At 54.2% G+C, this 26,971-nt stretch carries 23 protein-coding genes; 8 read left to right on the forward strand and 15 right to left on the reverse strand.

Annotated features, from left to right (window positions below):
• Positions 1-38 precede the first annotated feature (38 nt).
• The 7 genes from HUE57_RS00395 to HUE57_RS00425 form a co-directional block, all read right to left on the reverse strand.
• Complete coding sequence (locus tag HUE57_RS00395) at positions 39-2,177, reverse strand: nitric oxide reductase activation protein NorD (protein WP_078482397.1); 2,139 nt, start codon at positions 2,175-2,177, stop codon at positions 39-41.
• 29 nt (positions 2,178-2,206) lie between these two features.
• Positions 2,207-3,019, reverse strand: coding sequence for a CbbQ/NirQ/NorQ/GpvN family protein (locus tag HUE57_RS00400; RefSeq protein WP_078482398.1), 813 nt, complete (start codon positions 3,017-3,019; stop codon positions 2,207-2,209).
• A gap of 109 nt (positions 3,020-3,128) precedes the next feature.
• The gene (locus HUE57_RS00405; protein ID WP_135621934.1) at positions 3,129-5,876 is read right to left on the reverse strand and encodes an MMPL family transporter; all 2,748 of its coding nucleotides are present in this window, start codon (positions 5,874-5,876) and stop codon (positions 3,129-3,131) included.
• A 14-nt stretch (positions 5,877-5,890) separates the two neighbouring features.
• Positions 5,891-6,793, reverse strand: a complete 903-nt coding sequence (locus HUE57_RS00410) for an outer membrane lipoprotein-sorting protein (RefSeq protein ID WP_078482400.1) — start codon at positions 6,791-6,793, stop codon at positions 5,891-5,893.
• Between the two features lie 30 nt (positions 6,794-6,823).
• A complete protein-coding gene (locus HUE57_RS00415; protein ID WP_078482401.1) occupies positions 6,824-7,423 on the reverse strand; it encodes a PqiC family protein in 600 nt (199 codons plus the stop codon).
• 26 nt (positions 7,424-7,449) lie between these two features.
• Positions 7,450-9,129 (reverse strand): PqiB family protein, encoded by a 1,680-nt coding sequence (locus tag HUE57_RS00420; protein ID WP_236725607.1) that lies wholly within the window; start codon positions 9,127-9,129, stop codon positions 7,450-7,452.
• A complete protein-coding gene (locus HUE57_RS00425) occupies positions 9,122-10,390 on the reverse strand; it encodes a paraquat-inducible protein A (RefSeq protein ID WP_236725608.1) in 1,269 nt (422 codons plus the stop codon). Before HUE57_RS00425 ends, HUE57_RS00420 begins: the two co-directional genes overlap by 8 nt.
• 465 nt (positions 10,391-10,855) lie before the next feature.
• Between HUE57_RS00425 and HUE57_RS00430 the strand changes: the two genes are divergently transcribed.
• The 4 genes from HUE57_RS00430 to HUE57_RS00445 are packed head-to-tail and all read left to right on the forward strand — an operon-like array spanning position 10,856 to position 15,950.
• The gene (locus tag HUE57_RS00430; protein WP_078482403.1) at positions 10,856-12,139 is read left to right on the forward strand and encodes an FAD-dependent oxidoreductase; all 1,284 of its coding nucleotides are present in this window, start codon (positions 10,856-10,858) and stop codon (positions 12,137-12,139) included.
• A 12-nt stretch (positions 12,140-12,151) separates the two neighbouring features.
• Positions 12,152-14,395 (forward strand): hydrogenase iron-sulfur subunit, encoded by a 2,244-nt coding sequence (locus HUE57_RS00435; protein ID WP_172840068.1) that lies wholly within the window; start codon positions 12,152-12,154, stop codon positions 14,393-14,395.
• A 12-nt stretch (positions 14,396-14,407) separates the two neighbouring features.
• Positions 14,408-15,034 carry a 4Fe-4S dicluster domain-containing protein gene (locus tag HUE57_RS00440; RefSeq protein WP_078482405.1) on the forward strand — a complete coding sequence of 209 codons (627 nt, stop codon included), beginning with the start codon at positions 14,408-14,410 and terminating at the stop codon, positions 15,032-15,034.
• A gap of 13 nt (positions 15,035-15,047) precedes the next feature.
• Positions 15,048-15,950, forward strand: a complete 903-nt coding sequence (locus HUE57_RS00445) for a CoB--CoM heterodisulfide reductase iron-sulfur subunit B family protein (protein ID WP_078482406.1) — start codon at positions 15,048-15,050, stop codon at positions 15,948-15,950.
• A 211-nt stretch (positions 15,951-16,161) separates the two neighbouring features.
• Here HUE57_RS00445 and HUE57_RS00450 read toward each other — a convergent pair whose 3' ends face one another.
• From HUE57_RS00450 to HUE57_RS00460, 3 genes are all read right to left on the reverse strand, one after another.
• Positions 16,162-16,608, reverse strand: coding sequence for a VF530 family protein (locus HUE57_RS00450; protein WP_078482407.1), 447 nt, complete (start codon positions 16,606-16,608; stop codon positions 16,162-16,164).
• A 144-nt stretch (positions 16,609-16,752) separates the two neighbouring features.
• Positions 16,753-16,950, reverse strand: coding sequence for a hypothetical protein (locus HUE57_RS00455; protein WP_078482408.1), 198 nt, complete (start codon positions 16,948-16,950; stop codon positions 16,753-16,755).
• 254 nt (positions 16,951-17,204) lie between these two features.
• The gene (locus tag HUE57_RS00460) at positions 17,205-18,134 is read right to left on the reverse strand and encodes a TauD/TfdA family dioxygenase (protein ID WP_174672509.1); all 930 of its coding nucleotides are present in this window, start codon (positions 18,132-18,134) and stop codon (positions 17,205-17,207) included.
• Here HUE57_RS00460 and HUE57_RS00465 point away from each other — a divergent pair.
• The 4 genes from HUE57_RS00465 to HUE57_RS00480 all read left to right on the forward strand — a co-directional run bounded on the left by HUE57_RS00465 (position 18,112) and on the right by HUE57_RS00480 (position 22,858).
• The gene (locus HUE57_RS00465) at positions 18,112-18,318 is read left to right on the forward strand and encodes a hypothetical protein (protein ID WP_174672510.1); all 207 of its coding nucleotides are present in this window, start codon (positions 18,112-18,114) and stop codon (positions 18,316-18,318) included. The genes HUE57_RS00460 and HUE57_RS00465 overlap by 23 nt on opposite strands.
• A gap of 485 nt (positions 18,319-18,803) precedes the next feature.
• Positions 18,804-20,471 carry a thiamine pyrophosphate-binding protein gene (locus HUE57_RS00470; protein ID WP_078482410.1) on the forward strand — a complete coding sequence of 556 codons (1,668 nt, stop codon included), beginning with the start codon at positions 18,804-18,806 and terminating at the stop codon, positions 20,469-20,471.
• A gap of 12 nt (positions 20,472-20,483) precedes the next feature.
• Complete coding sequence (locus tag HUE57_RS00475; protein ID WP_078482411.1) at positions 20,484-22,325, forward strand: hypothetical protein; 1,842 nt, start codon at positions 20,484-20,486, stop codon at positions 22,323-22,325.
• Positions 22,322-22,858, forward strand: a complete 537-nt coding sequence (locus HUE57_RS00480; RefSeq protein WP_078482412.1) for a hypothetical protein — start codon at positions 22,322-22,324, stop codon at positions 22,856-22,858. Before HUE57_RS00475 ends, HUE57_RS00480 begins: the two co-directional genes overlap by 4 nt.
• Here the strand turns inward: HUE57_RS00480 and HUE57_RS18745 are convergent, their stop codons facing one another.
• The 5 genes from HUE57_RS18745 to aprA all read right to left on the reverse strand — a co-directional run bounded on the left by HUE57_RS18745 (position 22,859) and on the right by aprA (position 26,966).
• Entirely contained in the window at positions 22,859-23,086 is a 228-nt protein-coding gene (locus HUE57_RS18745; RefSeq protein ID WP_236860650.1) for a hypothetical protein, read from the reverse strand.
• Entirely contained in the window at positions 23,077-23,301 is a 225-nt protein-coding gene (locus HUE57_RS18750; RefSeq protein ID WP_236860651.1) for a hypothetical protein, read from the reverse strand. The genes HUE57_RS18745 and HUE57_RS18750 overlap by 10 nt, the downstream gene beginning before the upstream one ends.
• 65 nt (positions 23,302-23,366) lie before the next feature.
• Positions 23,367-23,600, reverse strand: coding sequence for a hypothetical protein (locus HUE57_RS18755; RefSeq protein ID WP_236860652.1), 234 nt, complete (start codon positions 23,598-23,600; stop codon positions 23,367-23,369).
• Positions 23,601-23,751: 151 nt separating this feature from the next.
• Positions 23,752-24,648: a YkgJ family cysteine cluster protein gene (locus HUE57_RS00490; protein WP_174672511.1), complete on the reverse strand. Its 897-nt coding sequence runs from the start codon at positions 24,646-24,648 to the stop codon at positions 23,752-23,754.
• A 338-nt stretch (positions 24,649-24,986) separates the two neighbouring features.
• Complete coding sequence (gene aprA / locus HUE57_RS00495) at positions 24,987-26,966, reverse strand: adenylyl-sulfate reductase subunit alpha (protein WP_078482414.1); 1,980 nt, start codon at positions 26,964-26,966, stop codon at positions 24,987-24,989.
• Positions 26,967-26,971 lie beyond the last annotated feature (5 nt).

The following is a 26,971-nucleotide window of genomic DNA, read 5'->3' on the forward strand; positions in this document are numbered from 1 at the left end:
TAGTTCGCAAGAATACCCCAGCGCGAGGAGCCCCCACTTCAGGTCGTCAGTCGACGATAGATATCAGAGACCTTTAGCGGCAGCTGACGCACATCATCCACCACCGTAAATGAGGCTGGTCCGTAGAGATGGGGCAGGTAGTCGCGCGCCTGCTCATCAATGGTGATGCAGTAGGGGTGGATGCCACTACGGCGCGCCTCGATCAGTGCCCGGCGTGTATCTTCAATGCCATACTCACCGCGATAGTCGTTGTAGTCATCGGGCTTGCCATCGGAGAGGGTAATCAAGATTCGAGTACGCGCATCGACCTCGTTGAGCAGCTGACTGAGATGACGAATGGCGAAACCCATACGGGTATAGTCCTGCGGTTCAATACCACTGATACGCGCCTGCACCGTCTCATTGTAAGGCTCATCGAAACGTTTGATTCGAAACAGCTCGCAACGCTTGCGCGACATACCCGAAAAGCCGTAAATGGCGTAACGATCGCCGAGCGATTCAAGCGCCTCACTGAGCAGCAGTAGTGACTCACGCTCTGCATCGTTGATCCAGCCCTTGGTCGAGCCGCTCATATCGACCATTAACATCACCGCGATATTTCGATCGGCACGGTGCATGCGAGTAAAGAGTCGATCACTCATCTCACTGCCATCCTGCGCATCAGCGAGTGCCTCAACCAGCGCATCGATATCGACATCCTCGCCATCGACCTGTCGTTTGAGCAGCCGATCTTCATCGCGCATCGCCTCAAAGGTCTTACGTAACTGTTTGATCATGCCGCTGTATCGCGCCATCGTCTCGGCTACAAACTCATCCTCGACCGGCTTCACCTCACGCTCACGCACCGCACACCAGTTCTTTCGATAGTGTTGTCGCTTGTAGTCCCACTCGTGATAGATGAAGGCCCCCTCCTCGTGATAGGTTCCCTGCCACACTGCATCAGGATCGGCCTCCTCCTCACGATAGAAACCTGGATCGTATTCACCAGGACCGGCGGCAACCAGATACTCATCGGGAATCTCGCCCAGGTCGAGCATGATCGAACTGACCAGCGCCTTCACATCTTCGGGTGGTGCGACCGGATGATCATCAATCGTTAGCTCAAAGCTCTCCAGCTGATGTGACACTTGATCTTCGGGTAGCTCAATGTCGAAACGTTTCGGCTTCTCAGAGCAGTCTCGACCCTCCTCACCCTCTTCGCCCTCCTCCACCTCTCGTGAGATTTCACCGAGGCGTATGCGCAGTAGCGCTTTCTCACGTTCGATTCGCGCCGCAGCAACGGTGGCCACCTCTGCGGCATCGATCACTCCCTGATAGCAGACCGGTTGCAGCGGCGGTAGCGCATAACACTGTTCGACCAGTGCCACCGACTCGGCAACCGTCGCGTCAGCAACGGAGAGCAAATCGCGAATCCCCTGCCACTGCGGCGGCAGCTCCAGTTCACCCAATGCCGTTTTCAGCGCGACCATCTGACGTGCCACGCCAGGCAGCTCCCGCTCGATATAACTATCGAGCCGCAGTCGTTCAAGCGAGGCGAAGCAGGCGATGGCATGACCAAGATCGTCGTAGCCACTTAGCTGCTCGGTCAACGGTTGGCGGAAGGTGCCGAACCGTGTCTGCGCCCAGAGATAGACCGCCGTCGCCTTGAGCAGCTGATAGTTCTGCTCGGCTGTCACCATGCGTGAGGTCACATTAGGCAGGAACAGTGTTTCGCTATCGGTATAGGCCTCGACACCGCCCGGTTTGAGTTTGAGTCGGCGACCACTCAACCCCTGGATAAAGTGCAGCAGCACACTCTCATTCTGTTCCAGCAGCGCTCCAACTCGACGCTCACGGTGCCGTTCGACATAGGCCGCGCCCTGCTCGATCACTTCAATAGCTGCACGCAGCCCGGAGCTGTCGTAGGTATCGACCGCATCGAGCGCCCACGCCTCGATCACCTCACGATCCATCACATCGATCAGCGAGGCGACCTGCTCGAGAAACTGAAAGGCGATCTGAATATTGGTACTGGCGATTCGCCCGACCCAGTCGAGCAGAAAGCGCTGCTCTTCCTGGGGGAGCTGGGCGACGGCGTTGGCCGCCCCCTCGGGATGGATAAAGGTGAACTCCACCTCGAGCAGCTCGTTGAGCTGCTCGAGTATCGTCTCAACCGAGAGTGCGCTGTTCTGACTCACAATGACTCAATAGATGACGAAAAGTGGCATCAGAAAAGCGAGGCAGAGAGTTCGTTGACCGCGGCCAGCATCTCGGCATCATCGGTCAGTGCCTGTGCAATCGAACCCTCACAGGCGACCACCGGATCGATACCGGCAGCAATCAGCTTCGCCGCGTGCACCAGCAGACGGGTACTCGCCCCCTCCTCCAGACCGCTCCCTTTCAGGTTACGAGTCATGTGGGCGAACTTGACCAGCTGTGTTGCCAGCGCTGCATCGACCCCCGACTCCTTGACCACAATGCGCTGCTCCAGTTCGGAGTCTGGATAGTCGAATTCGAGCGCGACAAAGCGCTGGCGGGTACTCTGTTTTAGATCCTTGAGCACACTCTGATAACCGGGGTTGTATGAGATCGAGAGGGCGAAATTGCCATCGGCCTCAAGCTGTACACCAAGTTTCTCCATCGGCAATACACGACGATCATCGGCGAGCGGGTGGATCACCACCATCGTATCCTTACGTGCCTCGACGATCTCATCGAGATAGCAGATCGCACCCGCACGTACCGCGCGTGCCAACGGCCCATCGATCCAAGTGGTCTCACCGCCCTTGATCAGGTAACGACCTACCAGATCGGAGGCGGTCAAATCGTCGTGACAGGAGACGGTGATCAGCGGTCGCTGCAGACGCCACGCCATATACTCCATAAAGCGCGTCTTACCGCAGCCGGTTGGCCCCTTCAGCAGCACCGGCAGGTGGTTACGATAGGCGGCCTCGAAGACCTCTATCTCCTGCGCCACTGGCTCGTAGTAGGGCTCGTTTTCGATAAGGGTAAGGGTTGATTCCGTCTGCTGATCCGACACGTGCGCTATCCGCTTGAGTAAAGTGGCTCGATTAAACCCGTTTCACCACCTCATTAAAACCCGTCGGGCCAAGGGGTATAGGCTACAGGACGGCAGCGACGGCCAGTAGTCAGTCCTGCGAGCTCTGCTGCTTTGCCTGCGATTCCATCACATCGACCAACCGCTCGCCAAGGATGCAACTGATATTGAAATTGATCTTGGCCACGATGTTGGGGAAGTACTTCAGATCCTTGCCGATCTTCTCAAAGTCGAAGCGCAGCATGTGCAGATCACTCGCTGCGCGCACCCCGGCGGTGCGGGTCGTCTCGCGTACAAAGCCGATCTCACCAAACACCTCGCCCGGTTTGAGCTGTGCCACGCACTGCTCATCTCCACCGACACGCCGTAGCACCTCCGCTTCACCCGAGAGGATCAGATACATGCTGCGCCCGACATCGCCCTGGCGAATCACCATCTCGCCCTCGGTAAAGTCGTGCATCTCGGAGATCAGGATCGCCTTGCGGATCTGATACTCACTCATACCCTTGAACAGCGGGCTCCCCTGCAGCACCTCCTTTGAGGCCGAGAGACCGATAATCTGGTGCAGAGCCACCACGCGTACACGGGTCATGATGATCGGTGTGATCAGCAGATTGGCGAAGATCGAGAAGAGCATGGTCAACGCCGAGAGGGCACCAAACTGGGCGATCAGGGTGAAGTTGGAGAGCAGTAGCACACCGAAACCGAGCGAGAGCGCCAGGCTGGTGGTGACCACCGGGGTCGCCTCCATTTTCACCGTTTGGCGTACCGCCTCCTCGTAGTCGGAGGTGCGGCGACAGAGCTCGTTGTAACGCGAAAAGAGGTGAATGGTGCCATCGACCGCGATACCGATCGCAATCACCGCCACCATCGCGGTACCGGGATTGAGCGGGATATCGAACAGCCCCATCACACCAAACATCAACACGATCGGAATCATCGCCGGGATCAGTGCGATCACACCACCCATGAAGGAGGTGAACATCGTCGACATGATCAGGAAGATGGCGATCAGCAGCAGACCAAGCGATTTAACCTGCGCACTCATCAGCAGCTCGGCCGACTCATTGATCATCAGGTTCTCACCCACCACATAGGCCTTGATATCACCGCCGGCAATATCCTCCGCCACCGCCTCCAACTCCTTGATACTGCGGTTGAGCGTGGCCGAATCACTGACATTGTGGCGCACCACAATGTTGGTACGCCGGAAATCGTTGCTCACATAGCTACGTAGATCGTTACGGTGGAAGAAGAGCAGATATTGGGCCACCAATTCGCGTGTATTGGGTACTACCCGATACTCCTCGTCGCCGCGATGGAATTCTCTATTGACCAGACTCAGCTGATCGGCCAGAGAAACGCTTCGATCAAACACCCCCTGTTCCTCGATAAACTCCTGTATCTCTGTCAGACGGCGTAGATTTTTCGGCTCGAGAAAGGCGCGTTCATCCTTCGATTCAAGAGTGACGAAGAAGAGCTTGATACCGGAGAGGTCCTGCTGCACCCGATTTACATCCTGGATCAGTGGCCGATCGCTGTGGAAGTAGGTGAGCGGATCATTGGTCACGTGTAGCTGTGAGGCGTGGTAGATAAAGAAGGCACATAGCAGCGTGGTCAGTACCAGAATGGCACTGGAGAAACGCTGTTGGGAGAAACCAAACAGTCGTACCACCACACCCGGTAGACCACCGACTCGACCACTCTCATCGTTCACCGAACTACCGCGTGGTCCGATACGGTCGAGCAGCATCGGCACCATCAACACCGTGATCACACCGTTGGCGAGAATCGCTACTGCCGAGGCGATGGCGAAATCCTGGATCAAGCCAATACCGTTGAAAATGTTACTGACAAAACCGAGCGAGGTGGTGAGGATGGTCAACAGCAGCGGCACGCCCATATGGCGCATCATAAAACGTGTCGCCGCCCGTCGATCCCCTCGACTCTCTGACACACCCTGGAAGTAGGCCGCCATCATGTGGGTATCTTCGGTCGAACCGATAACCACCACCAGTGATGGGATCATTGCGCTAAGAATGTTGATCGGAATATCAGACCACCCCATCAGACCGAAGGCCCAGACCAGGCTCAATATCGAGGTGATCACCGGAATAATTGCCGCCATAAAACTGCGTAGCAGCAGTACGATGGTAACGATCAGCAGCCCCATTGAGAGCGGTGCCAGCAGCACCAGGTCATCGTAGAGACTCGCCTGCATCTCGGCATTGATACGTGGCGGTCCGACCTGGAACAACTCGTCAAACTCGCCCTTCCAATTGTTTACGATCTGCTCCAGCGCACCATTTACACGATGATCGAAGCCGCGCTCATCGGGCGGCGCCTTCACGCTCACCATCAGCGCCACCACTCGACCATCGTTGGAGAGATAGTTGCCGAGGATCAGCGGGTTATAGCTGGCATTCTCGTAGGCGCTGCGCGCATCCTCCTCACTCTCGGGCGCCTCGGCGATCAACAGACGCGAATCGATCGCCCCATCGCTGTCGCGAATCGAGCGCAGGGTGAAGAGATCCTCAACCCGTTCAACAAAATCGAGCGACTCCAGCGCACGGTGGAGACGTTCCAGCGAGGCGAGCTTTTCAGGCGTCCAGAGCTGTACATCACGCACATAGATCAGCGAACGGTTATCGGAGCCGAACTCCGCCGCCACCTGGTCATACATCATCTTCTTCGGATCGTTGGCCGCGATCAGACTGCTAAAGTCGGTTTCGACTCGCAGTTTTTGTAACCCCAATGCACTGACCGCTGTGACCAACACCAGAAATAGCAGTGATGCCATGCGGTAGTTAACACCGACCATCAGTAATCTGTTGAACACTCTGCGCTCCCTATCTACTCAACGGGTTCTGAACCCGGTTCGTTATTATTCTGTTCGCTCGCACTATTGCTCGTTTCATCTGTGGCAGCCGGCTGCGTCAGATCAGCACCGGGTAGATGACGATTCTCCAATACCCATGCGTCTTCAAAATGAGTCTCGGGTACATAGTCGATGGAGAAGATGCGGTGATCGATCTTGATCAATGAGCGATGCTGCTTGCGAAAGTTTTCCATCAGGATCATGTTCGAGCGCCACATCTTTCCATCAACCTGACGTATATCGTGGCGCGTCTCGCGCTTGAAGAGCCGTTCATGGCGATCGTAGTAGTCGATCCGTATCGGAAACAGATTCTCCTTACGGATAAAGAGTCGTCGCATACCGTATCCGGTCGCCAACGCGATCGCCTGCCCCTTCGGCGTCGCCTCCACCACGAAGTGTTCAATATCATCGATGACCAGATCATCCTCGCGCCGGTAGTGATAATCCTCAATCACCTCGGGGGTAAGATCACGCACAGTAAAGTCGGAACCGAGGAAGGTCGCACCACGACTATGTGCGGCACTCTCTTTGAGCTGCGCACCGTAGGCTGGCAGGTAAAGATCGTTCTCCACCTTTCCATCGGGGAACCGACGCAGGCGTAGCGCCACTCCGGCAATCTCGCGCGGGTAGTCGAATACCAGCAGATGGTTAAGCTGACCATCATCCTCGATGCGGGTAAATCGGCGCATCCGGCGCACATTGCGACTGCCGTTGGCATCAACCAGGATCATGCTCTGGCGTTCAAAGGTGTAGGGGAAGTGGTCGTGACGCTCACGGGCACCCTGCATGATCTCCGCCCCACTCGGCTCAGCCGCATAGAGCAGACCACTGCTGGTGAACACCAACAGCAGTAGCGCAAGCAGTGGCCGCACGCTCACGTGACGGCCACCCCGGCAGCCTGGCTGGTGTTAATCTGCGTCCGCAATGATCGCATTGGCGATCTCTCTACTCATAGCGGAGAAGACCCGACTCATCTGCGCCACCGTGCCCTCGTAATCCTCTTCGGAGAGCAGTACCGGGCTCTTATGGCTGGTGAAGCGAGTCTCGATCTCGCTACCGTCACCACTGATCAGACGCCACTGTGCGGTGATGGCGACCTGTCCATCGGCCTCACGTTCAAACGACATCACCTCTACATCGATACGCACATCGAGCCTTCCGCTCGGCTGCTGCGGCGCAATATAGAGGTGCGGTGTCTCGAGCATGATGGAGAGGTTTTTGGCCAGCACGCGGATCATATCCTTGCGCAGATTACCGCCCCATTGATGATGTTCGGCCATCGCCAGGCGATTACCGGAGTGGCGCGTCACCAGCTGCGGTCGATCGAGATATTGCGGCAGGCGCAGAGAACCCACCTGCAGCACCCGCTGTTTGTTAACCACCTCACTGGCTGCCTCAGCCGGTGCAGCATTGATCACGTAGTAGCGATGCGGCAGCGTCGATCCGCCGCAGCCAACCAGCGCTGCCAGCAACAGGCCCAACAGGCTATTTCTGTAGAAACTAGACATTGTTATCTCCCAGCGGATCACGGTGACTACTCCGTTCTCCCTTTACCAAACAGTACCGACTGCGGATCACGCTCCAGCAGGTCGACCAGGATACGAATCGAGCGTGCCATCTCTGCCAGCTCTTCGGCCATCTGATCGACACGATAAAGGGTCGGTGAACCCGGTTTGACCACGCCATCGACATGCTCAATCGTCACTTCAAGCTTCTTCATTGCATCGCGTGCAGCGACGATGGTCTGATCGAGATTGCCGACCATCGGCTCGGCGTGCTTATCGATCTTTTGCAACAAGCCACGCAGTATTTCCAGTGCGGTCTTGGCATCGGAAACCACACCGCCAACCTCATCGGAGTTGATCAACTTGTTCGCACCGGCCAGGGTCTGCTCCAGCTCACTGGCGATCGACTCAAGATCGAGCTGCTCGAACTTGACCAGAATACCCTTCACCGATGCGGCGATCTCATCGAACTCACCCGGCAGGGTTGGCAGCTCGGCCACCTTACCGCCCTCACCTGAGAGCTTGAGGGGTGAACCGGGGAACATGTCGAGCTCAACAAAGAGCTGGCCGGTCAGCAGACTGCCAGTCTGCAGTCGTGCCCGCAGGCCCCGTTCGACCAGTGTCTGCAACATCTGTATCGGCGTGGAGGCCTCACCACCACGCTCGATGACCCGTTCCGGTTCAATCTCAATGGTGACCGGAATGTGGAAGGTGGCGTCGTTAGTGTCGAACTCAAGTCGTACATCGATCACCGAGCCGACCTTGATTCCCTTGAACTCAACTGGCGCACCGATTGCCAGCCCACGCACCGAGCGGTCGAAGAAGAGCACAAAGCGCACCTTCTTCGTATAGGCATACTCCTCAATCTTGTCGAAACCACCAAAGAGGGTGAAGACCAGTCCGTCGAGCCCCTCCTCCATCACCTCGCCACCATCGGGTGTGTCGAAGGCGATGCCGCCATAGAGCAGTGACGTGAGTGATTCGGTTCGCACGCGGAAACCGGAGGCGTCGGCCGAAATATCGAGGCCACTCACATTCCAGAAGCGGGTATTGCCATGTATCAGCTTGTCGAAGGGGGCCTTGATAAAGGCGTGGATAAAGACGCTGCGTTTGTCGTTGGCCAGCTCGTAACCGAGCACCTCGCCCGCCTCGAGACCCTGGTAGTAGACCGGCGAGCCCTGGCCAATGGAGCCGAGCTTCTCGGTGACCAGCACCACCTTCTTGCCCTCATCTCCCTCGCGCACTACCGGTGGATTCTCTAGACCGATAAAGTGGCGTCGGTCGGCACCGCGTCCCGGCTCGATCTCTATGTAGGCACCAGAGACCAGGGTACCGAGCCCGGAGACACCGCGCATATCGAGACGTGGCCGCACCACCCAGAAGCGGGTATCACGTTTCAGGAATGAGGCCGCCTCCTTGGAAAGATTGGCGGTGAGTGTCACTTGAGAGAAGTCGTCACTAAACTGCAGCGACTCGACCAGACCGATCTGCACATTTTTATATTTGATCAGCGTCTTGCCCGGCTCGATTCCCTCAGCCGTCTCAAAGGAGATGGTGATCTGTGGTCCCTGATCGGTGAGTGTCTTCACCACCAGCCAGCCGCCGATCAGCGCCGCAATCAACGGCACCAACCAGACCACCGAGAGACCCGTACGCTGTTTTATCTTTGGGCTGGGCGCGCCCTGCGCTCCTTCGCGCTCGCTACTCAAGCTCTTTTCTCCCACTTCGCTCATCACTATCCCATATCAGTCGTGGATCGAAACTCTGCGCCGCCACAATCGTCACCACCACCACCGCTGCAAAAAAGTTCACCCCGACCTCGGGGCTGATGGTCGAAAGTGCGTCGAGATCGACCAGTGCCGCCAGTACCGCCACCAGAAAGACATCGACCATCGACCAGCTGCCAACCGCCTCGGTAAGACGGTAGAGCGTAGTGCGATCCCGCAGTCGCCACAGCGAACCGCGCTGCACCGTCACCAGCAGTAACGTAAGCACGATCAGTTTCAATCCAGGCACTACTATACTGGCAAAAAAGACCAGTAGCGCGAGCGGCCACATACCACTCTCGATCAGCTTCACCACACCACCCAGAATCGTACTCGAATCACTGCTGCCGAGCTGAGTAATGGTCATCACCGGGTAGACATTAGCCGGAATAAACAGAATGGTTGCAGTCGCAATCAGCGCCCAGGTACGCGCCACACTCTCACGCTTACGACTATGGAGCTGGCTGCCGCAGCGCTGACAATGCTCATGATGCTCATCCTCTGCCGGCCCTTCACTCAGCAGCCCGCAGATATGGCAGTGCAATAGCCCATGCTCACTGGCGCTGCCGCTCAACACTCGTTCTCCCACATCGTGACCGACCAGCGGCCAGATCACCGACTCATCGTGGATATAACGTGCCATAGTCGTCACCAGCAGCAGCGCGGCAAAGGCGTAGAGCGCTACACCGGGAATCACCGTTGCCATATCGAGCAGCTTCACAAACGAGACCAACACGCCGAGCATGAAGACACCGAGCAGACTCCAGGGCGCCACAACACGAACCACCCGATAGACCTGCGACATCCACGGTGGCCGATACCCGAGTCGAATCGGCAATAGAATGTAGACCATGCCGCCGATAGTCATCAGCGGGAAGAGCACACTGGTAAGAAAGACCAGCACCCCCAGCCCCTCCATCCCGGCGCTGAAAAACTTAAAAGAGGCGGAGGCAAGTAGCATCTGCTCTCCACGACCACCAAATTCGAGGGAGAGGAAAGGGAACAGGTTGGCGATTAGAAACAGCAGCAGTGCCGCAAGCTGTAGCGCCAGCATCTTGTCGAGACCGTTTGGAATATGGCGATAGAGCTCGGCACCACAGCGGGTGCAGTGGGCGCGACCGTGGTGCGGCACCTCACAGATCTCATGCAGGAGATCGCACTCATGACAGGCGACCAGACCGGATTTTAGATTTTCGTTATGCACACTGTCACTACAAGCCGTGGAATTTTTTGATTATTGTTCTCAGTTCGCTCTAAAACCTAACGGAGCGACCGGCACTCTGCAACACCTGAGCGAGAATCATACCCCACCCCAGCGGAGATGCTGCAACGCACCTTATATATATGCACCAGCACAACCCTGCCGAAGTAGCTACCCCACCCAAAGAGCGGGAATAACCACGCGCCAAAGTTGGTTAATAATCAATACCCTAGTAGCGCGTAGCTATATAGCCAATCTATTTCTCTATTGGAAAATTCGATACCTCTTTTCATCTCAGAAGCTGGCACCCCATGTAGAGACGGAGTATCGTTCACGGTTCGTGATTCTGGGGATCAGCGTGTCTTTTCACCAACGGACCGCAGATTCCCGGCGCAGTGTCTTTAGGTCAACAGATCTACCTGGCACTGCATCCAATCATTTTCAAATCATCCGGAACGGAGGAATACCATGTCGGAGGTCATCGCAACCAACCAGACCATACTGGTCGTGGGTGGCGGTATCAGCGGCCTGACGGCGGCCCTTGAAGCGGCCGAGTGCGGCAAGCAGGTTATCCTGCTAGAGAAAAAGCCCACCGTCGGCGGTCGTGTCAGCCAGCTATACAAATACTTCCCTAAACTCTGCTACCCCACCTGTGGTGTGGAGATTCAGCTGCGTCGCCTCAAGGCGAACAAGAATCTTCGTCTCATCACCATGGCGGACGTAGAGTCAGTAGCAGGGGAAGCAGGTAACTACACTGTTACCGTCAAGGTCGCCCCACGCTACGTCAACGAAAACTGCACTGCCTGTGGCGCCTGTGGCGACGCGGTCGAGGCAGAGTTCGACGACGATCACAACTACGGCATGAAGAAGCGTAAGGGTGCTTACCTCACCCATAACCACGCCTATCCTCAGCGCTATACACTCGACCCTGCCATCATCGGTACCGATGATGGCAACAAGGCCAAAGAGGCGTGTAAGTACGACGCCGTTGACCTTGAGATGCGGGAAGAGAGCCTTGAGCTGAACGTCGGAGCAGTCATCTGGGCAACCGGATGGAAGCCATACGATGCGAACAAGATCCAGCCCTACGGCTACGATCGTTTCGAGAACGTTATCACCAACGTTGAGCTCGAGCGCATGATGGTTCCTGAAGGCCCGACTGGCGGCAAGATCCTGCGTCCTTCAGATGGTGCCGAGGCGAAGAAAATCGCCTTTATCCAGTGCGCCGGTTCTCGTGACCACAACCACCTCAAGCACTGCTCGCGCATCTGCTGCATGGCCTCTCTAAAGCAGACCACCTACGTGGCCGAGCAGCAGAATGATGCCAAGTCGACCATCTACTACATCGACATCCGCGCCATTGACCGTCTCGACGACTTCCATCGTGCGGTTAAGGACGATGAGAACGTCAGCTTCGTCAAATCCAAGGTTGCCAACATTGTTCGCAACAAGGAGAACGACAATCTGAAGCTGCGCGGTGTAGACACCGAGGGTTACCACCGCTACGAGACCGAGCACGATCTCGTGGTACTGGCGACCGGTATGGAATCGACTGTCCCTGAGGGAATCTTCCCTGTAGAGACCAAGATCAACGAACACGGTTTCCTTGAGCTTGACGAGGCCAACGGTGGCATCTTCGGCGCAGGTTGCTCTTCGGATGCACTTGACGTCAACCGTGCCGCCCAGAACGCCACAGCCGCTGCGCTGCGTGCGATTCAGGTCGTCAACAAAGCTGCTGGAACGGAGGGTTAAACAGTGTCTGATATGAAGATCGGAGCATATATCTGTCAGGGCTGTGAGCTGGGCGATCGCCTGGACTCTGGCCAGCTGGCAACCACCGCCACGCGCGATGGTAAGGCGGCACTCGCCAAGGAGCATCCCTTCCTCTGTAATGCAGAGGGCGTAGCGATGATCCAGAACGACATCGACAATGAGGGTGTTAACCACCTTGTTATCGGTGCCTGTTCACGTCGTGCCAAGACTGAAGCATTCAACTTTGAAAACGTCACCATCTCTCGTGCTAACCTGCGTGAGGGTGTCATCTGGGTTCGTCCCGATACCGACGAGGCTCGTGAGCTGACTCAGGAGATGGCCGACGACTACATTCGCATGGCCTGTGCCGAGTCGAAGAGCATGAAGATCCCTGCAGCCAGCGGTGAGCAAGAGCTGACCCGCGAGCTGCTGGTTGTCGGTGGCGGAATTTCCGGCATGACCGCAGCCATCGAAGCATCGAAGGCTGGCTACAAGGTCGACCTGATCGAGAAAAGTGGCGCACTCGGTGGTGTCGCTGGCCAGCTGGTCAAGCGCGTTCCTGCCAAGGCCCCTTATAATGAAATGGCCGATACCGGTATCGCAGAGATGGCCGCCGCCATTGAGGCAGACGGCAACATCAGCGTTCACCTCAACAGCAGCGTTACCAAAACCTCGGGTGCACCGGGTCGTTTTGAGGTTGAGGTTTCAACCGAGAGCGGCGCGACCAACACCGTTACCACCGGCTCTATCATCCAGGCGACCGGCTTCAATACCTATGACATCAACAAGCTCCCTGAACTTGGTGGTGGCCAGAGCCCCGACGTTGTCGATCAGCTCACCTTTGAGAAGCTGGTTAAAGAGGCCAACGGTGGCGCTATCAAGCGTCCTTCCGACGGCAAAGAGATCAGCAACGCTGTCTTTGTACAGTGTGCCGGTCAGCGCAGCGAGAAAGAGGGTCACCTCCCTTACTGTTCTGGTCACTGCTGTCTGACCTCGATCAAACAGGCTCGTTACGCCAAAGAGGCGGGTGCCGATGCAACCGTTATCTTCACCGATCTGCGCACCCCGGGTGCCGGTGGTGAGGACTTCTACCGCGGCGGTCAGGAGGCAGGTGTCTCCTTCTCCAAGGGCGAGGTCTCTGAAGTTGTTTCAGCAGGCGGCGGTCTTGAGGTTAAGTACAAGGATATGATCCTCAATGAGGATTGCACCATCGGTGCCGATATCGTTGTCCTGGCTACCGGCATGGTGCCTAACAATGGACCTGATCCGTATCTGGCACAGGACCTGAAGGCGGCTGAAGAGGCTGAAGATGAGTCACTGGTTGCCGAGCTACAGGCGAAGGTTGAGGTTGCTCCACCTTCGGTTCTGAACCTCGACTACCGTCAGGGTACTGACCTGCCGCACCTCAAGCACGGTTTCTCTGATTCGCACTTTATCTGCTTCCCTTACGAGACCCGTCGTACCGGCATCTATGCTGCCGGTCCTGTACGTCGTCCAATGGATATGCAGCAGGCGCAGGAAGATGCTACCGGTGCCGCACTGAAGGCGATTCAGGCCTGCGAGAACGCCTCACAGGGTCGCGCAGCGCACCCTCGCTCTGGTGACCTCAGCTTCCCAACCTTCCGTATCGAAGGTTGTACCCAGTGTAAGCGCTGTACCGTTGAGTGCCCCTTCGGCGCCATCAACGAGGACGAGAAGGGCTACCCGCAGTACAACGAGTCACGCTGCCGCCGTTGCGGTACCTGCATGGGTGCCTGCCCGGTTCGCGTTATCTCCTTCGAGAACTACTCGGTCGAGACCGTCGGTCAGCAGCTCAAGAACGTTGATATGCCTGACGAGTTCGACGAGAAGCCACGTATCCTGGTCCTCGCCTGTGAGAACGATGCCTACCCAGCACTGGACATGGCCGCAATGAACCGTACCGAGTACAGCTCATTTGCCCGTGTTATCCCGGTTCGCTGCCTCGGCTCGGTCAACACCATCTGGGTGACCGACGCACTCAACAGCGGCTACGACGGCATCATGCTGATGGGTTGTCAGAAGGGCGACAACTATCAGTGTCACTTCGTTAAGGGTTCTGAGATGGCTCACTATCGTATGAGCAAGATCGACGACACACTCCAGTCGCTCAACCTGGAGCAGGAGCGTGTTGCCACCTACGAAGTATCGATCACCGATACCCAGCGCATCCCTCAGTTGATCAACGAGATGGAAGAGACCATCGAGAAGATCGGCATGAGCCCGTTCAAGTTCTAAAGGAGAGAGATCATGAGTGACATGAATACCGCGATGGTAGAGAAATATCGCAGCTCCTTCCTCAAAGAAGTTGAGGCGAATGTCGAGGAAGGTGACTGGGTCAAGATGTGCATGCAGTGCGGCGTCTGCTCGGGCTCATGCCCGATGGAGAACAACTGGGAGCATCCGCCCCAGGAGCTCTTCATGATGATCCGCGCCAACAAGCGTGAAGAGGTGCTTTCTAGCTCCTCCATGTGGATGTGTACATCCTGTTACAACTGTATCGCTCGCTGCCCACGCGGCCTGCCGATCACCCACATCATGCACGGCCTGGCACACTACGGTAAGCGTCTCGGCCTCGCTCCCAAGGAGCAACCGACCGTTAAGTTCTCCCAGCTCTTCTGGGACAACCTGACCAAGACAGGACGCGTCAACGAGCTCAAGCTCGGCCTATCCCTCTATTTCATGAACGGCTTTGGTGAAGGTATCAAGACCGCTCTGAAGATGAAGGATGTTGGTCTTGGCATGATGAAGACAGGCCGTCTGAACCCATTCGAAATCTTTGGTGGCCACAGCTGCAAGGGCGCCAGCGACATCAAGAAGATGCTCGCCAAGGCCAAAGAGATCGAAGAGAGTAACACTGCCGAGTTCAAAGGCTGAGGAGAGATAGAAAATGGCTAAATACGAATATTCCTTCTACCCGGGCTGTTCATCACAGTCCAAGGCCTCCTCGGTCAACTACCAGAAGTCTACCCAGACCATCTGTGAGGAGCTCGACATCCAGCTCAACGACATTCCAGACTGGAACTGTTGTGGTGCTTCAATCGGTTACGGCGGTGGTGGTGAGCTGCCCCGTATCAGCCTCTCAGCGCGTAACATCGCACAGTCTCAGCAGGCCCACGGCCAGCAGGACATCGTTGCGACCTGTGCCGCTTGCTGGCTGGCTACCCGCGAGGCTAAAGAGCGCATCGAGGATAGCGAGAAGGTACGCACGGGCGTCAACGCTGCCCTCGGCGAGATCGGTATCGAAATCGCTACCGAGATGCCTAAGACCCGCCACATGGTTGAAGTGCTGATCGAAGACGTTGGCTATAACGAGATCGCTGAGAAGGTTAAACGCCCTCTCGAGGGCCTCAAGATCGCCGGATACGTCGGCTGTCAGACCAACCGTCCGTTCGGTATCGATGGTGAGTCTTACGAGAATCCCAAGTATCTCGATAAGATGATCGAAACCGTTGGTGCAGACGCCGTAGTCAACTACGACAAGAAGGTCTCTTGCTGTGGTGGCGCGCTGATGTTCTCAGAGCCTCAGAAGTCACAGGCACTGGTCAAGGACATCATCGAGTCGGCCTACGATGGCGGTGCTGACATGATCGTCACCCCCTGCCCCGTCTGCCAGATGAACGTTGAGGTCTACCAGGGTCAGATCAACAAGGACCACGGCACCAACTTCAACATCCCGGTCGTCTACTACTCCACCCTGATGTCAGTCGCCTTCGGCCGCAACGCCAAGGATGCTGCTCTCGATGGACAGATGATCCGCGCCAAGCAGCTGGAAGATATTGCCAACAAGTAACAGCGGCACTATCTAGCAGCACAAAAAAGCCCCTCCTCGGAGGGGCTTTTTTATTTGGGCCATTAGTAGGTTCTCGTGTGTAAAAGTTAATGCCCGCAAGGTGACTTCCCGTGTTATCCGATGGACATGAAACCACTTTGCAGAAATATGTACACTAACGTAGCACGCTCAGCCCCCCGTGATCGCCATCGTCTGGCGTCTACCCGTACCATCACCGCTTAGTTTTTTCATTCCAACCACCCCATGGGTCGACACCTTTTGCAGGGCGCCGCACTACCCGCTGATCTCGTTCAGCTGCTTTTTTTGCACGCTTCTCTTGCAACCGCACAGCATCTTCCAAACTTAGCTCTTTAGGCTCACCCGGTGATTGGCCTTCTGGAATAACCCGCTCCCTTGGGGGCAGCAAAAACTGTTCAGAAGACGCTCTAGGTAAGTTTTTATAATCATACAAATAGAAGGCTTCTACTTTTTCACGCGCCCAATCCGTTTTTTTCAGAAACTTCACACTGGACTCAATACTTGGATTTGTCTTAAAACAGTTGATATTTAAATAGGCAAAGAGAATCTCAAAACCGTACTGATCAATTATCTCAGTCAATACACTTTTCAAACCAACCCCGTGCAGGGGGTTACTCTTGTAATTGATCTCATTACTCATAGGAATATCAGCTCAATGGGTGTTAAATAGTGGCATTATACTCCCAATAGAACAGGTAAAATGCAGCATTACCCGTTCATGGCATAGCACGAGAACAACAGAACGAACTAATGTGAACCACCAACATCCCCCATGGGCTTATTGTTAGGCATTAACTGACAAACCTTCGTATGCGCCACATTCCGGCATCCATCCCTCAATATTAAGATTGTTCCTATAGCTTTCCTCAAGAGTGCTTATCGTACTTTCTTCTGGTTTGTGCGTTAAAACATCAGAGCCGATAATTTGTTTTGCCTGTTTATGAAACTCTCGAAACATAGTCCAGACCATCATCTCACCCATGCATCAGTTTTTGGGTCGGCCTTATTCTCAACTACGCAGCAAGCTTTATCTAACATAGGGAAATAATTTATCACCCACTGCTTATTGAGTTTCTTTAACAGCCTTATATTTAACAACTCAAAACACTTCTTCCAACTCAATTCACTCAATTACTTGTTTATCCGAGATGTCTGCAAAGCCGCTACATATGGCCAAATAAAAAAGCCCCTCAATGAGGGGCTCTTTCTATCTAACCGAGTAACGGCACCGTTACATCAAAGCGCGTATATATCTGAGATGCTGGTACCAGCCAGACGATCAAAATAGCGCGCACGGTAATAGTGGCGCTTATGATCCGCATCGTCACTGAACGCTGCGCGGTCATGCAGTACATTATTACTCACAAGCCCCATCCCTGACTCCAAACGACCTCGGTAGATATAGGGTGAGTCACTATTCAGCAGCTCTTCGAGAAAGGCCAACGCCTCACGACTAACCTCGTCATCTGCCCACATGACATTATTGACACGGATTGTGTAGCGCATATGCAGATCACCCGATGGCATGATACTAAATACCGGCCCCGGCTCTTCTTGACGCGCCACAGTACCACCTTCATCGATTCGGGCCGGAATGGTCATCGCATTTGCCCCCATCAAGGCTCGGATATATTCAGGGTTCTTTTCACGCAGCAGAATATAGGCGATCTCATGATCCATTAGCGCGTTCTCACCGCCACTCGCAGCCTGTTGGGTAACGTGAAGGTTCAGCGCATGAATCTGTTTTGATGCCTGATTGTAATAACCATCGGTATGCCAGTTAATCGCACGATTACTGAAGGGGATGTAATCCTGTCGAACACCATCACCTCGAACCGTCAGCGAGGTAAGGCCAGACTCGTCAGCAAGCCAGTTTTTATTCAGATACTGCAACCCGAAACGACGCGCCATGGTCAACGGAATTTCAGGATCGGTATCGGTACCCGTGTTACTGACATAGAGCGCCATATTCGCTTTTTGGCAGCGAGAGAGCAGCGCCGCATGTTCACTCTCAGTGAGCTTGCGTGGATCATTGATTTCAACCAACAGATCACCCAACCCCTTGGGATAGCCCTCTAGCTTCTGATCACGCCAGCGTTGGTAGAGATCATCATTATCGAGACTAATCGGGGAGTCGCTATTTTTGCGGAAGCATGTTTTGGGCATCCAAGCCCAAGCAAGCGGCAAATACTTAACGCGACCGTTTATGCCTACGGCGCCCCGACCGTCCTGCGTACGTTGCGTAATCACCTCTTCGCGGCTCTACACAACTCCCTCAGTGACTCTACGCCGACATAAAGCCGCTGCTGCATCTTCTTCGTCGTTCGCTCGCGCTCTCAACTACGAATAGGCAGACGGCGTCGACTATCGGGGACTAACCGCCTTCGCTTCGCTATCCATGGCGGTCAGCGAAGGAGTGGATGCGCTATCAAACTTCTTCTGCGTGCTGACCATATTGAACCTCTTGAGCTTTTCGCTAGTAACCGTACGGATGGAAAATGCCCTAGAAACTAAATGATCAGTCCAACCCAGTAATTGATCTAACGCAACAACATCTCGAATACAGAGACCCCTACCCTTTACGCACGCCCTGACTACTCACTAAGAAGGTCATTCGTCCCCTTTCTTGGTGGTACCAATAGGGGGATTATTTAACTATCACCTACTTTAATTATTGTCTTCAAAACGTTGCGACATTGCTCACTCTCATTCTACGCAGCCCATCACCTAAACCACTCCCTCTATAAATCACACTCTGTATAATGAACCACTCATTTTTTCTTACGCCCTACAAAAGGTTGGCGAAGCACAGGAACCACCTGGCACTCATCTCTTATGAAGATTAAAGTCAGTGAACTGATTGTTAGATATCTGGAGCGCCTCGGTATAGAGGTGATCTTTGGCATGCCGGGTGCGCACATCCTGCCTGTCTACGACGCTCTCTATACCTCTGATATCGAGAGTGTATTAGTTAAACACGAGCAGGGTGCGGCCTTCATGGCCGGCGGTTATGCACGGGACTCCGGCAAGGTCTCCGCCTGTATCGCCACTGCTGGCCCGGGTGCAACCAACCTGGTTACCGGCATCGCCAACGCCTATGCCGATAAGCAGCCCATTCTTGTGATTACTGGAGAGACGCCGACCCATATCTTTGGCAAGGGCGGGCTGCAGGAGAGTTCGGGCGAAGGCGGCAGCATCGATCAGGTCTCGCTATTTAAGGGCATCACCCGCTACAACCGCATTATCGAACGCACCGACTATCTGGCACAGGTACTGACCCAGGCAACCAAGCGACTGCTCTCACCCTGCCCTGGGCCGGTGCTACTCAGCTTTCCCTATAACGTGCAGAAGGAGCTGGTCAATGACTCTATTCTCGATCAGATCAAGTTTGACCGCCCTGCCCACACTGTCTACGAGGAGTCTCCGCAGGTCGATACACTAACCGACCTGATTGTGAGTGCAGACAACCCTGTCATCGTTGCCGGTTATGGTGCGATCAGTGCAAATGCTCACGATGAGATATCTCGACTTAGTGAACAGCTGAAAATCCCCGTCACTACCAGCCTCAAGGCGAAGGGCATTATCAGCGAGCAGTCTCCGCTCTCACTCGGCAGCCTCGGTGTCACTTCCAGTGGTCATGCGTATAAGTACATTACTGAGAAGGCAGACCTGATTGTAGTGCTGGGCGCTGGATTCAATGAACGCACCAGCTACCTCTGGGACGAAAAACTTCTCAAGGGGTGCAAGATCGCCCAGGTCGATAGCGACCAGGAGCAGCTAGAGAAGGTCTTTACTGCCGAGGTCGCGATCAATGGTGATATCAAGACCACCTTAACTGGCGTACTCAACAAACTTGCCCAGCGCGGCATCTACTGCGAGACCAGCGGCCTACGTGAGCAGAGCATCGTACAGCTCAAGGACTCCTCAGAGAAGAGCTACTCTGTCTTCCAATCAGGCTTCTCACTGGTTGAGCACTTCTTCTCCCAGCTCGAGTCGCATTTTCCGACGGATGCCGTGGTCTTTGATGACAACATCATCTTCGCGCAGAACTTCTTCAATGTGACCAGCGCCAACCGCTACTACCCCAACTCCGGCATCTCTTCACTCGGCCATGCGATCCCCGCTGCCATCGGAGCTAGCTTCTATCGAGAGGTGCCGATGTTCGCCATTCTTGGCGATGGTGGTTTCCAGATGTGCTGCATGGAGATCATGACAGCGGTGAACTACAACAAGCCGCTCAACATCGTGATGTTCAACAACGAGAGCATGGGACTGATTCGCAAGAATCAGCACCAGCAGTATGAACAGCGCTTTATCAATTGCGACTTTAACAATCCCGACTACGCCTACCTCGCTCGCTCCTTTGGTATTAACCATCAGCGAATTGAGCAGAACAGCGATATCGACGCACTGTTTAGCACCACCGATCTTCGCGGAACGATTAACCTGATCGAGATCGTGATCGACAAGAACGTCTTTCCCAACTACTCATCGAGACGTTAACGGCTTTGCATCATGGGTGAACTCGACCTCAGTGCACTGCGCACACTCTCTGTGCAGTTTGAATCCGTCACCGTACTCAGTCACGCACTGGCTCTGGCTGAGTCGATCAAACTCACCCAGACAGAATCAATCTCAGCAACGATAGAGGCATTATCTTCGTCACTCGAACCACTCGAAGCTGCCATCTGGGACACAACACCTAACGACACATTAATAGCTAGCTACCATAAGCTATTTCAGCTACTCGAACAGCTCATTGCAATTCGGGGTGACGACCATCGCCACCACTTTGTTATCACCATTCCCGTCGCTGATCGACCACAACACCTGCGCAACTGCCTGGGGAGTATTCATGCCCTCTGTAGCCTCTATCACTACGGCGGCAAACATGAGGGGCATTACAACAAGCTCACAGTCGTCATTGCCGATGACAGTCGCGAGCAGGACTCGATTGATGAGCATCAAAAGATTGCCGAACAGTATAACCAGCTAGGCATTACAACGATCTATTTCGGACAGACTGAGCAGCAATCAACGCTTGCAAATATGTCAGAACATGAGCGTGTCGCTCTGATCAATGTTGTCGGTGCCAACACACCCGACGCCTTCTTCCATAAGGGCGCCTCGATCACGCGGAACATCGCTTACCTGAAGCTTAATGAACTGGCGCTGCAACTGGAGAAACCGCTCTTCTACTTCATTGATAGCGATCAGGAGTTCAAGGTCACCGTTGAGCAGGCGGAGGGGGAGCGGCCACTCTATGCCATCAACTATCTCTATCAGCTAGATCGCATCTTTAGCGAAACCGATGCCACCATCCTCACCGGCAAGGTGGTCGGTGATCCGCCCGTTTCACCCTCAGTGATGGCCGGTAATTTTCTCGAGGATCTAATCGCCTCACTCCATCAACTCTCAATACGGAATCCTTCAGATAGCTGCACCTTCCATGATGAGCTACAGCGGGCCGATGATGCTGCCTATCATGACATGGCTGACCTGTTCGGCTTTAAACCTGCGGCCGATAGCTACCGCTACTACTGCACTCTGAAGGGTGAGCACGACCACAGCGACTGCCTTAACGACTTCAGTGACAAGCTCAACCGCTTCTTCGATGGTGAGCACCCAACACGCAAAAGTCTCTACGAGTTCGAACCACTGTTTGAAAGCATCAAACCTGCCAGAACAATCTATACCGGCAACTACATCTTCAAGCCACAGGCATTAGAGTGGTTTATCCCCTTTGCCACGCTTAAGCTGCGCATGGCAGGCCCCACACTTGGACGCATGCTCAAGGCCTCAATCGACACTCAATTCGTCTCAGCCAATCTACCGATGCTGCACAAACGCACAGTAGATGAATTGGGTGAGTCTGAGTTTCGCCCCGGCATTGATCGCAACGATCAGCGCGTCGACCTGTCTGCTGAATTTGAACGGCAGTTCTTCGGTGACGTAATGCTCTTCACTATGGAGGCTCTTTGCAAGCAGGGCTTTCCAGACACGCCCGTATTGCCCAAGATAATTGGTGAGCAGATAGAACAGACTGGCGCCCATATGCAGTCGCTATACACCACAAAACATCAACAAATCATTCATCGTATTGAACAGCTAAAGGCGCTTACACACGATCCAGCCCACTGGTGGAACGACCAGCCCAACACAGCCACGCTGAGCAACATGACGCGATTCATCGACAATATCGATCATAACTTCGGAACTAACGCCGAAGGTTATCGATTAATTAACGACACCCGCCATCTTCACCAACGTTACAAAGAGATTCAGATAGCGCTGAGCGGCTATGAGTGGGACAGAATCAGCTGGCGCTCCGCACTCGAAGGGCTTGCTAGCACATGAATATCTTTGTGCTCAATACAGGCCGCTGTGGCTCGACCACCTTCATTAAGGCATGCGGCCACATCAGAAACTACAGCTCTGACCACGAGTCCCGTTCACAGCTGATCGGAGATCAACGCCTCGCCTATAGTGACAACCATATTGAAGCCGACAATCGCCTCTCATGGATTCTGGGCCGACTCGATAAACGCTATGGTGATGAGGCCTTCTATGTCCACCTGAGCCGTAATATCGATGCGACAGCTTCCAGCTTCGCCAAACGAGAGAGCTACGGCATTATGAAGGCGTATCGCGAAGGAGTCCTGCTTGAAGGGAGAAACGAACAGCAATCGCACGATATTGCACACGACTACATCGAGACCATTGAGAGCAATATCGAGCTTTTCCTCAAGGACAAATCAAAACGCATGGCATTTAGACTCGAGAACGCCAAAGAGGATTTCAAAACGTTCTGGGAGCGTATCGGCGCAGAAGGGAATCTCGATGCGGCGCTGGCCGAGTGGGATATCAGCCATAACGCTTCAGGTGAATAACTACTTCCTGATCACCACCACCGAACAGCCGCGTTCGGTTTTCAGGTAACGATGTTCCAGCTTTGGATAGAGCCGTTTCCACATCTCAATTATCTCCAGCTCATCCTCTCGCGCCGCATCATCCATATAGATAACACAACCGTCGGCCAGCTTGTCGTAGAGCAGCGGTAACGCGGGAAAACGTGAATAGCGCTGAATAAAGCCTGGCGGACCATCGATCACCAACATATCGATTGATGCTTCAGGATATCTGCCTGTGCATACCATTGATATGGGTCTCCTCCGACATCGGACGTCTCAAGCGGTGCATCAATCACATCAGCATATTCACTCAGTTCGTAGCGCGCGATCTCACTACGACTCTTCTCCGCATAATCTGCACCGTTTTCCAGACTGTAGAGATGACCAACCCCATTCATCTGACAACAGCGCGCCAGCATCAACGAGGTCAACCCACTACTGCACTCAAAGATAACCGCTGGTTTGACTGCCAGCGCATGATTTACGATCAGCTGTAAAAGTCGGGAGCGGCCGACCACGATTTTGTATAGGGCAGTCCACGGCGAAGATCGAGGCGATCACGCAGTGAATTGTAAGCCTCAAGCTGCGAAAAGAGGTTAATCCGTTCTTCTTCGATCTTGTTATCCAGCTTATCGTGCACTCGCTCCAGCCGACGCAACAGATGGATCACTAGCACTAAAACCAGCAGTAACAGTGAGACGAGTAATATTTCGATAGACATGATTTTCTGTGTCACCCAACAAAGACTTGTCCTATTGTATCTGCGACTGTGGGTGAGAGGAATGTATCGCACCAATCCTGTTAATTAATATCCAGGTAATAAAAGCCGCCCCAAAGGGCGGCTCTTTGTCAGCCTGGAAACACCGCGTTGATTAGAGCGTCTCTTTTTCCGCCTGCTCCTGCTTGGCGCGATGGATCTCAGCCTCAGCCTCGCGACGCAGCTCCCAGGTCTCTTTACGCTCTTCAGTTCGCTTGTCAGCAGCACCCTCTTTAAGCGGAATACTCTGCTCGCCAAACAGCACCTGCGCGAGGAACTTGAAGCCGAAGTGCATCAACGCAACATCATCCTCGTTGAGTCTCTTCATCTCTTCGTCACTGATATCAAACATAGTCGTAAACGAAGGCGCATTAACAAACTCACGGAATTTATCGTGGTTGTAACAGGCCATAAAGAAGAGCGAAAGGCTCTGTGGCGAAGGCTTTCCGATAGTTGGACCGGAAGAGAGCTTCTTCAACAGCAGCTGACGCCATGGGCGCGCCTCCTCATCAAAGACCTCAACACCCTGATCCTTGCGGTAGTCACCAATAGTGATCTTGCGATCCTCTCTGTGACCATGGCAGTGCTCCTCTTCAACCAGCACATAACCCGTACGGTCGGTGTACTCCTTCTCGTTACGCTTGGAGAGCAGACCAACCGGGTAGTAACGACAACTGGTGGGGCGATCTTCGTAGACGGTACAACCATCAACCTCGTCCATAAAGAGACAGACCGGTGCATCTTCCTGAGTGCGCATCTTGATACCGGGAACGCCGTGGCGATCAAACTCGAACGGTGCGGTATATTTCTTCAGAAACTCCTCAGAGCTCATGCCGAGTCGATTCTTTAGACGCACGATATCGTAGGGAGTCAGGGTGATATCGATCTGGCGGCAACAGGCATTCCAGCAATCAACACCCTTGTGGCATCTGAAACTTATTTCAGAATCAGGGCTGTATTCAACCGGAGCAACCGGGCTTGTATCAAATGGGGAATCTTCGATGAGACTCATAACTAGACCTCGAACAACTTGCGGAAATTCTATTAATACTCTTTTCGTCTGATAGCGGCGTTGTGCGGTACGCACTTCCTCGCCTGTCGAACTGATATGCCTCAGTCGCTGCGCTTCGTACGCCTTACTCTCAAACGAAAATCCTAATTACTAGCGATTTCCTTTAAACAAATGGCCGACCAGAAAGGTCCACCATGGAACGGAATCTGTGATTATAACCCCTCGGAGGGTCATAACTCTATGTTTCTATAACCCTTTCTTTTTAAAGGCATAGAAATAAAAAATCCGGGCACCTTTCGGTACCCGGACTTTTTCGTCATTTGCGACTCAAGTAATGCTTACTTGAACAGCTTAGACTTATCTACGAGATCAACGTGAGCGCGCTTGAAGCAGGTCCACTTACCAGTCTCTTTGTCATAGATAGAGTTAACGAAGCAGTGCCAGTTCTCTTCGTCGACAAAGTTCTTGTCTGCACGATAGTAGAAACCAGGGTAACGAGACTCCTGACGGAACTCGATGTGCTTCAGGTGAGCTTCTGCAGTCAGGATGCGGTGATAGTTCTCCCAAGCACGTAGCAGCTCGTGCAGGTCCTTAGCACGCAGCTTCTCAGAGTCTTCCTTCAGCATGTCCAGCTTCTCACCAGCAACCTTCATCATGTGCTCGTTGGTGGTGTAGTAGGTAGCAACACCAGCAACGTACTCATCCATGATCTTCTGCAGACGGAACTGCAGCATCTTAGGAGTGATGTAGTTAGGGTTAACGTCGATAGCGGTTGAGTAATCCTTGTGCTCAAGGAAGGTCTTAACCGGACGCAGAATCTCATTCACCAGATCCTCAGTAGAGGTGTCCAGCTCAGGAGTGAAGTCTGCATTGTCCAGGCAGTACTTGACCATTGCCTTGGCTGCCATACGGCCCTCGGCGTGTGAGCCAGAGGAGAACTTATGACCAGATGCGCCAACGCCGTCACCTGCGGTGAACAGACCCTTAACGGTGGTCATTCCACGGTAGCCCCAGTTCCAGCCTGAAGGCAGGTGGTCAGGAACGCCAGCCTCGGTCTCGTCGGTAGGCGCGCCTACGTCGGTAGGACCAGAGGTCCAGATGCCGCAGCAACCAGAGTGTGAACCGAGGAGGTAGGGTTCGGTAGGCATCAGCTCTGAGTTCTTCTTCTCAGGCTCGATGTTCTCACCAACCCAGATACCACACTGGCCAACACACATGTCGAGGAAGTCTTCCCATGCCTCTGCCTCAAGGTGCTTAACCTCACGAGGAGAGAGAGTCTCACGCAGGTTGCCCAGCGCGGTGACGGTGTCCATCCAGATAGGACCACGGCCTTCCTTCATCTCCTTGAGCATAAGGTGATTACGCAGACATGAAGCAGGAACAGCAGCCTGACCGTAAGGAGGATAGTCGTCGAGCATCTCCTTGTTGCGGGTCATGTAGGTCTCGCCGATAGCGTTGGTAGCCTGTGACTTAAACAGCAGGAACCATGCGCCAACAGGACCGTAACCGTCCTTAAAGCGGGTCGGTACGAAGCGGTTCTCCATCAGGGTCAGCTCAGCGCCTGCCTCAGCAGCCATTGAGTAGGTAGAACCAGCGTTCCATACAGGGTACCAGGCACGACCGGTGCCCTCACCAACTGAACGTGGGCGGAAGATGTTTACACAACCACCAGCGGCCAGCAGGATAGCCTTTGCCTTGAAGACGTATACCTTGTGCTCACGTACGGAGAAGCCAGCAGCGCCAGCGATACGGCTAGGATCGTTCTTGTCGTTAATCAGCTTAACGATGAAGACACGCTCCTGAATGCGGTCCATACCGAGTGCCTTCTTAGCAGCCTCAGCAACGATCCACTTGTATGACTCACCGTTGATCATGATCTGCCACTTACCAGAACGTACTGGCTTGCCGCCGTCCTTAAGTGAAGTCATACCCTTAGAACCGTCATGACGCTCACCGTTCTCGTCGGTCTTCCAGATTGGCAGACCCCACTCTTCGAACAGGTGAACCGACTCATCAACGTGACGACCGAGGTCGTACGCGAGGTCATCACGGGTGATACCCATCAGATCGTTAGAGACCATGCGAGCGTAGTCCGCAGGATCCTGCTCAGAACCGATGTAGGTGTTGATTGCTGAAAGACCCTGTGCAACCGCGCCAGAGCGGTCCATAGCTGCCTTATCGACCAGCTTGATGTTCAGGTTAGTGCCTTCAGCCCACTTCATGATTTCGTAAGCGGCGCCACAGTTAGCCATACCGCCACCAATCATTAGGACGTCTACTGTTTCTTCAACGACCTCAGGATTTCCAAATTCTGCCATTTCTA

This window comes from Candidatus Reidiella endopervernicosa (assembly GCF_013343005.1).
In the GTDB taxonomy this organism is placed as follows: Bacteria; Pseudomonadota; Gammaproteobacteria.

What these genes read in the sequence shown, in the direction of transcription:
- HUE57_RS00460 (WP_174672509.1), bottom strand. Translation starts at nt 18,134, where the DNA reads ATGCCCAAAACATGCTTCCGCAAAAATAGCGACTCCCCGATTAGTCTC.
- HUE57_RS00415 (WP_078482401.1), bottom strand. Translation starts at nt 7,423, where the DNA reads ATGTCTAGTTTCTACAGAAATAGCCTGTTGGGCCTGTTGCTGGCAGCG.
- HUE57_RS18755 (WP_236860652.1), bottom strand. Translation starts at nt 23,600, where the DNA reads ATGTCTATCGAAATATTACTCGTCTCACTGTTACTGCTGGTTTTAGTG.
- HUE57_RS00455 (WP_078482408.1), bottom strand. Translation starts at nt 16,950, where the DNA reads ATGGGTGAGATGATGGTCTGGACTATGTTTCGAGAGTTTCATAAACAG.
- aprA (WP_078482414.1), bottom strand. Translation starts at nt 26,966, where the DNA reads ATGGCAGAATTTGGAAATCCTGAGGTCGTTGAAGAAACAGTAGACGTC.
- HUE57_RS00480 (WP_078482412.1), top strand. Translation starts at nt 22,322, where the DNA reads ATGAATATCTTTGTGCTCAATACAGGCCGCTGTGGCTCGACCACCTTC.
- HUE57_RS00440 (WP_078482405.1), top strand. Translation starts at nt 14,408, where the DNA reads ATGAGTGACATGAATACCGCGATGGTAGAGAAATATCGCAGCTCCTTC.
- HUE57_RS00430 (WP_078482403.1), top strand. Translation starts at nt 10,856, where the DNA reads ATGTCGGAGGTCATCGCAACCAACCAGACCATACTGGTCGTGGGTGGC.
- HUE57_RS00470 (WP_078482410.1), top strand. Translation starts at nt 18,804, where the DNA reads ATGAAGATTAAAGTCAGTGAACTGATTGTTAGATATCTGGAGCGCCTC.
- HUE57_RS00450 (WP_078482407.1), bottom strand. Translation starts at nt 16,608, where the DNA reads ATGAGTAATGAGATCAATTACAAGAGTAACCCCCTGCACGGGGTTGGT.
- HUE57_RS00435 (WP_172840068.1), top strand. Translation starts at nt 12,152, where the DNA reads ATGAAGATCGGAGCATATATCTGTCAGGGCTGTGAGCTGGGCGATCGC.
- HUE57_RS00490 (WP_174672511.1), bottom strand. Translation starts at nt 24,648, where the DNA reads ATGAGTCTCATCGAAGATTCCCCATTTGATACAAGCCCGGTTGCTCCG.
- HUE57_RS00445 (WP_078482406.1), top strand. Translation starts at nt 15,048, where the DNA reads ATGGCTAAATACGAATATTCCTTCTACCCGGGCTGTTCATCACAGTCC.
- HUE57_RS00475 (WP_078482411.1), top strand. Translation starts at nt 20,484, where the DNA reads ATGGGTGAACTCGACCTCAGTGCACTGCGCACACTCTCTGTGCAGTTT.
- HUE57_RS18745 (WP_236860650.1), bottom strand. Translation starts at nt 23,086, where the DNA reads ATGTTGGTGATCGATGGTCCGCCAGGCTTTATTCAGCGCTATTCACGT.